A 2,019-nucleotide genomic window follows, 5' to 3' on the forward strand; every position below is an offset into this window, starting at 1 on the left:
TAATACTACTAGAACAAGATAGCAAATAAAATACTATCATAAGTGACATATAGTACTTATAAGGTCTTATACCACTTGCTAATATCCTAGACTTAGTATTATTTTCTTCATCTTCTATTTGTATTATATTCTTTAATTTATACTCTCCATTTTGTAATGCAGATTTAGATACTTCTTGCGAAATTTCTGTAATCGGATTAACTCCTTGATATGCATTTACAGTGTTTATTTGGCTTCCAAATAAACTTATTGCTGCTATTGTTATAGCTGTAGTCTTGCAAAGTTTCTTTCTTAATAACATTTTGCTTCTCCCCTCTGTTAATTATGTTATCAACTTTGTTATTGATATTCATTTTCATTTATTATTTTAGTTTATTTATCTCTTTATTTCTTGAAATATATTTAGTTAATTTATAAATATATTTGTAGAGGGGTAAGTATTTTAATTGATATAAAAACTTACTTAGCTTAATTAATTTTTATAAATAATTATATAGATTTTAGATTTATTATCTTTATATTTGTAAAAAAATGTATAATATAAATTATAAAATATTAAAAACTTGGAGGAAAATGTGAACGAACTAATAACAATTATATTTAACTTATTTATGATGCCTTTTGAAAAAATATCTCTAAATAAAAGAAGAAAAGAACTCATAACAAAGGCCAATGGAAAAGTTCTTGAAATAGGCTCTGGAGGTGGAATCAATTTTAACTACTATAATCCTAAAAATATTGAATCACTAAATGTTTTAGATTTAAAATTTAATAAATTTATACTAAATCATAAATTAAATAAAGAAATAAATATAAACTATATAACTGCAAATGCTGAAAAGTTACCATTTGAAGACAAGTATTTTGACACAGTAGTTGTTACCCTTACATTCTGTGCTATTGATAATCCTAATAAGGCATTAGAAGAAATCTATAGAGTTTTAAAGGATGACGGAAAATTAATTTTTATAGAACATGTACTTCCACATGATAAAGCTTATAAAAACTTAGCAAATTCTTTAAACAGTACTTGGAAAAAGGTTGGTAAATGCAATATCAATTGTGATACTTACAGAAACATAGAAAATGCCAACTTTAAGATAAGTAATTATGAGAAATTCGGTAACAAGGTTTTTGTATTTATTAAAGGAATTGCTTATAAAATATAACATATAAAGATATATATTATATTAATCTTTTGTGTTAGTTATTTTACTCAGCATATTTAATTTATTATACTGAGTTCTTTCAATAGTGAAATATACTTTTCAATAATCATATTTAGCTAGCACAACGAGTTTTATTATATAAATACTATATATTTCTTACAATAATACATAACCAATAATTTATATATAACTAAACAACAATTTTTAATGTATCATAAAACTATCGTAATAAAAAGAAGAGCAAATTGCTCTTCTTTTATCTATACTTTATATTTACACTACTTGTCTTTCATGAGACATAATAAATGCATCTAATTCTTCTTGTGTTGGAAGTATTGAGTTATCTTCTTTTGATGTCACCATAAGTGCTCCTATTGCATTTCCTCTTACAAGTGCATTTTCATATGATTCTCCATCTAGTAATCCGCTTAATACTCCTGTTGCAAATCCATCTCCTGCTCCAACAGTATCAACAACTTCTTTAACCTTAAATCCTGGAACTATTTTTTCTTCTTCAAGTGTTTTTAAGTATGCACCACTAGCTCCATTTTTTATTACAACAGCCTTTGCACCATTATTTAAATAGAAGTCTGCAATTTCTTCTTTTGTTTCTTTTCCTGTTAATATATTACCTTCTTTTATTCCTGGTAATATTATATCACATTTACTAGCTATATCATTTAAAACTTCTATCATATACTCTTTACTTTTCCATAATTGAACACGAATGTTTGGATCAAAAGTAATTAGCATTTTATTTTCTCTAGCCTTATCTATAGCCTTGTATACTGCATCTAATGTTTTTTGAGAAAGTGCAGCAGTAATACCAGTAACATGAAGAATCTTAGCA

The 2,019-nt window shown here is 25.2% G+C and carries 2 protein-coding genes and 1 pseudogene; 1 reads left to right on the forward strand and 2 read right to left on the reverse strand.

What is annotated here, in order from left to right; genetic code table 11:
• A pseudogene (locus tag G3997_RS03645) lies at positions 1–301 on the reverse strand (hypothetical protein); the annotation flags it as partial.
• Positions 302–575: 274 nt separating this feature from the next.
• On the opposite strand from G3997_RS03645, the gene G3997_RS03650 reads away from it, so the two are divergent.
• Positions 576–1,169, forward strand: a complete 594-nt coding sequence (locus G3997_RS03650) for a class I SAM-dependent methyltransferase (RefSeq protein ID WP_296648256.1) — start codon at positions 576–578, stop codon at positions 1,167–1,169.
• A gap of 273 nt (positions 1,170–1,442) precedes the next feature.
• Here the strand turns inward: G3997_RS03650 and G3997_RS03655 are convergent.
• Positions 1,443–2,019 (reverse strand): sugar kinase (locus G3997_RS03655; RefSeq protein WP_296648260.1); only part of this gene is annotated, 577 nt, incomplete at its 5' end.

This window comes from Romboutsia sp. 13368, from assembly GCF_018336475.1.
Lineage (GTDB): Bacteria > Bacillota > Clostridia > Peptostreptococcales > Peptostreptococcaceae > Romboutsia.